This window comes from Bacillus sp. JJ1609, assembly GCF_036967045.1.
Taxonomy (GTDB): Bacteria; Bacillota; Bacilli; order Bacillales; family Cytobacillaceae; genus Mesobacillus.
The window spans coordinates 144,810-151,997 of record NZ_JBALSS010000008.1 but is presented as its reverse complement, the minus strand read 5'-3'; the positions used below and the strand labels follow the sequence as shown (position 1 = coordinate 151,997).

The window sequence follows — 7,188 nt, the reverse complement described above, 5'->3', positions numbered from 1 at the left end:
GAGCGGAAATCAACAGTCCAGTTTAACAGAGTCGAAAAATTATGTAGGTTTTATAAAGAGTAATATCAAATAACAAACTAATTCAAAATCCATTTCATTAATGCATCAGCGCTTATGAAATGGATTTTTTTGAAACTATTTATCGTTTCAGGCGTAGTATCCACAAGGGGTGAAAAACGTTGAATGAATATGAGCTGAAGGTGTACGAAGATGTGCTCGATTGGAAACGGAAATTAATAAAACGCTCAGGTTTTTTAGCACGTGCTTCCAAGAAAGCACAGACCAAAGTCAACCAGATGATTCCGGAAAAGGTCCATCACATTCTCACAGAGAGCATTAAAAATATGGTAAAAGCGACGCTTGCTGGCTCCAACTTTACGACTAAAAAACAGCAGGGTGCAGGGCAGACACTGGCAGAAAAAGATGAACTTCTCCAAAAGAAACTTGCTGGATTTCGAAAAACAGCAGCTGTTGAAGGTGCCGGTACCGGTGCTGGCGGCTTTTTGCTTGGAATGGCTGACTTCCCGCTTCTTTTGTCGATCAAAATGAAATTTTTATTTGAGGCGGCATCGATATATGGTTATGATCCTTCAAATTATGAAGAAAGGCTGTTCATTCTTTATGTATTCCAGCTTGCCTTCTCAAGTGATGAAAAACGGAAAGTAACACTCGAAATGATTGAGAATTGGGAGGGGAAGAAAGCCCAGCTGATTGAAGTCGATTGGCAGGAGTTCCAGCAGGAGTACAGGGATTATATTGACTTGGTAAAAATGCTGCAAATGATGCCTGGCATCGGGGCGGTAGTAGGTGCATATGCCAATTATAATCTTCTCGATCAACTTGGAGAAACCGCGATGAATGCATATAGATTGAGGATATTAAAAACACCCCCGCAGACTTAACCTGCAGGGGTGTTTTGCATTTAGGCTAGAGTTTCATGCTTTTCCTGGCGAGCCTTTTCATATGATTGATAGTGAAGGGCAGCAGAGCATAATGTCTTTGCTGCAATCACCATGGCTTTTTCATCAAAATCAAACATTGGATGATGATGAGGGTAGGCCTCATCTGTTTGCGGTTTTGCTCCGGTGAAGAAGAAGGTGCCCTTTACATGCTGCAAATAGTAGGCAAAGTCTTCGCCGCCCATTTGCGGTTCTGTTTCTTCTATTTTCTTCACCTCAGGCACCTTAGATGCACAATCAATCAGGAATTCTGTTTCCGCAGCATGGTTTACAACGGGAGGATAGCCTCTGTGAAAGACATAATCATAGGAACAGTCCATTGTGATGCATGTTCCGTTGATGATTTTTTCTATTTCAGTCGCGATGAACTCTCTGGTACTTTCATTAAAACTCCTGACTGTACCAATTAGCTTTGCTTTATCGGCAATTACGTTAAAAGCATTGTCAGCCATGAAGGATCCAACGCTTACGACTGCAGAATCAACAGGATTTACTCGTCTGCTCACGATTTGCTGAAGATTCGTAACGAGTTGCGAACCTGCAAGGATGGCATCTTTCGTTTTATGCGGTTGTGCACCATGTCCGCCCTTGCCCTGGATTGCTATTTCAAATCGGTCAGCTGCAGCCATGATCGGCCCGATTCGATATTGAATGGTTCCAGTCGTTTCAGATGCCCATAAATGTGTACCAAATATAACATCTACACCTTCCAGACAGCCATCCTCAATCATTGAAATAGCCCCACCTGGAGCATATTCCTCGGCATGCTGATGGATCATTACATATGTACCATGCAGGTTTTCCCTGGACTCGTGTAGAACTTTGGCGAGCACCAATAATGCGGCAGTATGCCCATCATGCCCACATGCATGCATCACACCGGGAACCAGTGACTTGTAAGGGACATCCTTTTCGTCTTGAATAGGCAATGCATCAAAGTCAGCTCTTAGTGCAACAGTTTTTCCAGGCTTTGAGCCATGAATTTTAGCAACGACTCCATTGCCTCCGACATTTCCTCGTACTTCAACGCCGAGTTTTTCATAGTAAGATTGAATATAGTTTGCTGTGTTCACTTCCTGAAAAGATAATTCAGGATGCTGGTGCATAAAGCGGCGGATTTCCACCATTTCCGGATATAAATTCTCGATTTGGCTAAACAGCTGATCCTGCACTTGATCCATCTCCTCCTCATGAAAAAAGTAATTTGATAATTTAAATAATTATAGCATTTATATAATCATAATATAAAGCCATTCTCTCATTCAGCAAAAAGAAGCTTCCAGATTGGAAGCTTCATATATAAACAGAGTCATGTGACTCCAGTATTTTAAATAAGGAACATCGCAAAAATAGTGGTGACGATCAGGCCAATGGTAACCGGGATCAGGTTCCTTCTGGCTAATTCAAATGGATCGACCCCGCAAATAGCGGCTGCAGGAATAAGGGCCCATGGAACGAGTGTGCCGCCGCCAACCCAAATGGCAGCAATCTGGCCTAGAGCTGTCAAAGTCGCAGCTCCTGCACCTATTGCAGTCGAGAAAATGGATGCAACGGATCCGGCGAGTGAAATCCCTGAAAAACCAGATCCATCAAGTCCCGTGATTGCTCCAACAGCAGTCAGTGTAACTGCTCCTACTTCAGCGTTCAATGGAACTATGTGAGCTAAAGCAACCCCTAGATCATTAACGATACCTTGCGAAGTTTGCGGGAGAAATTCTCCAATGATTTTGGTGAATCCTGAATCACCAAGATAGAAGAATGCAGCAATCGGGATGACGGGTCCAAAAACCTTGAAGCCAAACTGGAATCCCTCAATAAGATAACTAGTGGTTTTTTCAAGGCCATTGTTTTTGTGGGCTGCAAGCGAAATGAGCAGCAGGATGAAAATGGACGTGCCGCCAATAAGTGCAGTTGCGTCACCTCCTTGAAGGTTGAGGATGGACATAGCTGCTACATCAGCAGCAAACAGTATTGGGATCAAGAATGCGAAAAACTTTTTGCTTCCAGCAGACAGCAGATTCGGATCACTTGTTTTTACAATATCTGATTCTATTGCTTCTCCACTCTTGAGTTTGCCGTTCTTCATATCTCTTTTTAATAAATAAAAAGCTGTAATGGTTGTCACCACACCCATTACAATAACGAGCGGGATACTTGCTTGCACTACCGAGCTGACCGGAATGCCAGCTGCATCGGCAGTCAATTTAGGTGCAGCCTGGATGACGAAATCCCCGGAGAGGGCAATGCCGTGGCCGAATAGGTTCATTGCAACGGCTACACCCAGTGCGGGTAGACCAACCCTGACTGCAACTGGCAAAAGGACCGCGCCCATCAACGCAACAGCAGGTGAAGGCCAGAAAAACCAGGAAATCACCATCATTAATATACCGATCGTCCAATAAGCAAGTGCCGGTGTCCGGATCAGTTTGGCAAAAGGTGAGATCATCGCATCGTTTATTCCTGTTACCGTCAAGGTGCGGCTCATGGCAACAATAATGGAAATGACAAGAATAGTGGGCAATAGCTCGGTTATCGCATATATGAAGCTATTGAAAATACTGCTGACCGATCCACTTAAGGATCCTGTCGCAACTACGGCTAATAAAAAAATGCCGATGATGGATATGAATGATGTATCTCTTTTCATGACCATGAATCCGATGATCAAGAAAATAAATAAAACATATATCCAATGGAGTGCCGTTAACTCTATAGCCATACAACCATTCTCCTCCCATAGTATAAGTAATTGAATCTGCCTCTCTTCTCTTCTAAATAGGCAAATTCCCTAATTGAGTACTACAGGATATGATGAACAATTAAAGTTGTGAGGAGGATGGGATTTTATTTTTTTCAGCCTCTAGACGGAGGACAACACTGTCTCAGGCGGGGCGAAAAACAGCCATTCATCCTTTAAAATAAAGAATGAGTTAACAGTTCAATGATTATTGAAATCAACAGTCCTATTTAACAGGAAGCCAAAAATTCAAAGGAAAAGAGGGATTTTTTCCTTCGAAAAAGAATAAGAGATTAGGATAGGAAGAAAGAAGGGAATGCAGTTGCGAAATCGTTCAATGAACCAGGTGGCGTTTGCCGTTATATTATCTGGTCTAGGTATTATTCTTTTATTGGTAAATATTGGTGTCATTTCCTTGGAAATAAAAGAGCTATTTGTCGTTTCCTATCCTTTTATATTGTTTGTTTACGGATGTGTGGAATTAATAAATTCTTTCATGTTAAAAAAACGCCATTTTGGCTGGAGCTCATTTATTCTTATTTTTTCTGCGCTGCTGATCCTGGATCGATTAGGTGTGTTAGCATTTCAATTTCTTGATGTTTGGAAACTATGGCCGGTAATGCTGATCTATTTTGGCATTAGTATGCTTTTTAATAAGAACAAAATGAAAGTCAGCTTTAATACAGAGTTTCCTTTGGAAAAAGAGGGTGAAGATACTGCAGGGTATCATGATTCCACCTCTTTAAAGAGAATCAGGGGAATCTCGGTGGGGGATGTAAATTTCAAGAAGCAAAATTGGGCAGTCGAGCCAATTGATTTGTTCAATATGGTCGGGGATTATTTCATGGATTTCAGCAAGGGATTCATACCGGAAAAGGAAACGCCAGTCAAAGTGAAGGGCTGGATTGGCGATGTGAAAATGATCATTCCGGAAGATGTTCCGGTGATGATCAATGCTTCTGTGAGCGTTGGAGAATGTAAGGTTTTTGATTATGCACCAGATCAAATAAAGCATGTGATCACATATAAGTCCGATAACTACGATGAAGCTCTAAGGAAATTGAATATAACCGTAGAGCTCAAGGTGGGTTCGATTCGAATTGACCGGGTTTAGGGGGAAGAATATGAAGCAAATGTCCAGTATCCGGTTTTGGTTTATACAGACGTTTTTGATGATGGCTTTCATCTCTTCACTCGTTCTTTTTATAGGACTGCAAATCTACTTATATATAGAACCACATAGCGGACTGACAACGAAAATGACTTTTTTGCTGTGGCTTTATTGTTTTATTATATTGGCTTCTGCCGGTCTATACTTTGGACTAAGAGGAAGCTATTTAATCAAAGGGCGTCTTGGGGATATCTTATTATTCGTTACCACACTTCGCAGAGGGAAATTCAGTGAAAGAATCATAACCTATGAAAAGGATGAAATAGGGTTAATCTCCGAGGAACTCAATCAGCTATCAGAACATTTTCAAGAACAGGTTCATTCTCTGCAGAGGCTTGCCGAGGAAAAAACAGAGCTTTCACAAACAGCAAGGGCGGCTGCGATCATGGAAGAAAGACAGCGCCTTGCAAGAGATCTTCACGATGTTGTAAGCCAGCAGCTATTTGCTCTAAGTATGATGTCTTCAGCCTCACTGCGATTATTTGAACAAAATCCGGAGAAGGCAAAGCAGCAATTGGAGCAAATATCAGAGATTGCGGTTAAAGCTCAGGGAGAAATGCGAGCTTTGCTCCTCCATTTGAGGCCAGTCCAATTGAGTGGTGAGAGCCTTTGCGATGGCATTGTCAAGCTGATTCAGGAGCTTAAGCAAAAAACAAGCCTTAATTTTGAGGCAAGCGTCGATGAAATTGAAAATCTATCCAAAGCTGGGGAAGAGCATATTTTTCGGATCGTGCAGGAAGCTCTTTCAAACATACTTAGACATGCGGATGCCTCGAAGGTAAAACTAGTGCTGTCTGAAGAAGATACCTATATTCATTTATTCATTGGCGACAATGGGAAAGGTTTTAACATCCATAACGAACGGATGGCATCTTATGGGTTAAAGACAATGCGAGAGCGATGTGAACAAATCGGCGGTACATATAACATCAGGTCAAAAGAAAAAGAAGGAACATATATTGATATTCGGATACCGGCAATGAGGAGGGAAGAGTAATGGAGAAAATAAGAGTTGCTGTTGTAGATGATCATGAGATGGTGCGCAAAGGCATATTGTCCTATTTAGCCACAGAACCGGGAATCGAGATTGTCGGTGAAGCAGACAGCGGCAAAAAAGCCGTAGCACTTGTAAAAGAAACAATGCCGGATGTAGTATTAATGGATCTCTTAATGGAAAGTGGCACTGGAATCGATGCGACCAGGGAAATCTTAAGCTTCCGTCCTGAATGCAAAGTTATCATCATCACAAGCTTCTATGATGATGAACAGGTCTTTCCAGCTATTGAGGCTGGGGCTTTCAGTTACATGCTGAAAACAGCTACGGCTTCTGAAATTATCAATGCGATTGAGAAGGCGGCAAAAGGTGAACCTGTGATTGAGCCCAAGGTAGCGAACCGGATGATGAACAGGCTCAGATCCCAGGATAGGAAACCTCACAGTGAACTGACAGAACGCGAGCTTGATGTGCTGAAGTGTATTGGAGAAGGGATGACAAACCAGCAGATCAGTGAAGAACTCTATATAGGAGTCAAAACCGTAAAGACTCATGTCTCAAATATACTTGGCAAACTAGGGATTTCCGACAGAACACAGGCTGCCGTATATGCAAATAGGAATGGGTTAGTAAAAAATCCATAAAAAATGGGAGGCGCACTTACGCCTCCCATTTACTATTCTCCAATATAATACTTGGAAACATACGAAGCACTCTCGAATATGTGCGGTTTTGCGTTATCGATACCAGCTTCTGTTCCGCGGTTTTTGTGAGCATGATCATATGCTTTCGATTTCTGCCAATTTTCGAATGCTCCTTCATTTTCCCAAACAGTCAAAATAATATAAGTATTGGATGACAGTGGGCGAAGGACACGAATGGCTTTAAAACCTGGTTCATTCTCTATTAGCCTCGGTCTGTTTAAAAAGCGGTTCTCGAACAGCGGGCGTCCTTCATCTGTAACCGGTATATTGTTGAAAACCGAGAAACCAGGCTGGTCAAGTGAACCTGCGGTATCAATCACTTCATATTTTCTTGGCTCATTGAACAAGCTTGCTCCATTTGTCTCGTGGACAAGGATTGCTGATTCATTATTGTTCATTAAAACAAGAGTCTCTTCAGGATGTTGCTCTTTAAATTTCATCAGATAGTCTGCTGTGCCAGAAGTTATATACACATTCATCTTTTTTCACCTCATTAAAAAATTACATTCAATACTGTAATTATACTAATTTGAGGGAACTAAACCTAATCTTGAATGCTTTTTAAAATTTAGCTGAGTTAAAGATCAATGTTGATTTTAGCACCTGTTGTTTGGAGCGGAGGG

Annotated in this window: 7 protein-coding genes; 4 read left to right on the top strand and 3 right to left on the bottom strand. The window is 41.9% G+C overall.

Annotated elements, in window-relative coordinates; translation table 11 throughout:
- The first annotated feature begins 179 nt into the window (after positions 1-179).
- The gene (locus tag V7654_RS09480) at positions 180-902 is read left to right on the top strand and encodes an EcsC family protein (RefSeq protein ID WP_335430097.1); all 723 of its coding nucleotides are present in this window, start codon (positions 180-182) and stop codon (positions 900-902) included.
- 20 nt (positions 903-922) lie between these two features.
- Here V7654_RS09480 and V7654_RS09475 read toward each other — a convergent pair whose 3' ends face one another.
- Positions 923-2,140, bottom strand: a complete 1,218-nt coding sequence (locus V7654_RS09475) for a M20 family metallopeptidase (RefSeq protein ID WP_438825277.1) — start codon at positions 2,138-2,140, stop codon at positions 923-925.
- Positions 2,141-2,286: 146 nt separating this feature from the next.
- Positions 2,287-3,678, bottom strand: a complete 1,392-nt coding sequence (locus tag V7654_RS09470) for a hypothetical protein (protein ID WP_335430096.1) — start codon at positions 3,676-3,678, stop codon at positions 2,287-2,289.
- 334 nt (positions 3,679-4,012) lie between these two features.
- On the opposite strand from V7654_RS09470, the gene liaF reads away from it, so the two are divergent.
- From liaF to V7654_RS09455, 3 genes are read left to right on the top strand one after another with little or no spacing between them, the layout of a single operon-like run.
- The gene (gene liaF, locus V7654_RS09465; protein ID WP_335430095.1) at positions 4,013-4,810 is read left to right on the top strand and encodes a cell wall-active antibiotics response protein LiaF; all 798 of its coding nucleotides are present in this window, start codon (positions 4,013-4,015) and stop codon (positions 4,808-4,810) included.
- A 10-nt stretch (positions 4,811-4,820) separates the two neighbouring features.
- Complete coding sequence (locus V7654_RS09460; RefSeq protein ID WP_335430094.1) at positions 4,821-5,864, top strand: sensor histidine kinase; 1,044 nt, start codon at positions 4,821-4,823, stop codon at positions 5,862-5,864.
- Entirely contained in the window at positions 5,864-6,505 is a 642-nt protein-coding gene (locus V7654_RS09455) for a response regulator transcription factor (RefSeq protein ID WP_335430093.1), read from the top strand. Before V7654_RS09460 ends, V7654_RS09455 begins: the two co-directional genes overlap by 1 nt.
- Before the next feature lie 32 nt (positions 6,506-6,537).
- On the opposite strand, the gene V7654_RS09450 is transcribed toward V7654_RS09455, so the two are convergent.
- A complete protein-coding gene (locus V7654_RS09450; RefSeq protein ID WP_335430092.1) occupies positions 6,538-7,044 on the bottom strand; it encodes an antibiotic biosynthesis monooxygenase family protein in 507 nt (168 codons plus the stop codon).
- Positions 7,045-7,188 lie beyond the last annotated feature (144 nt).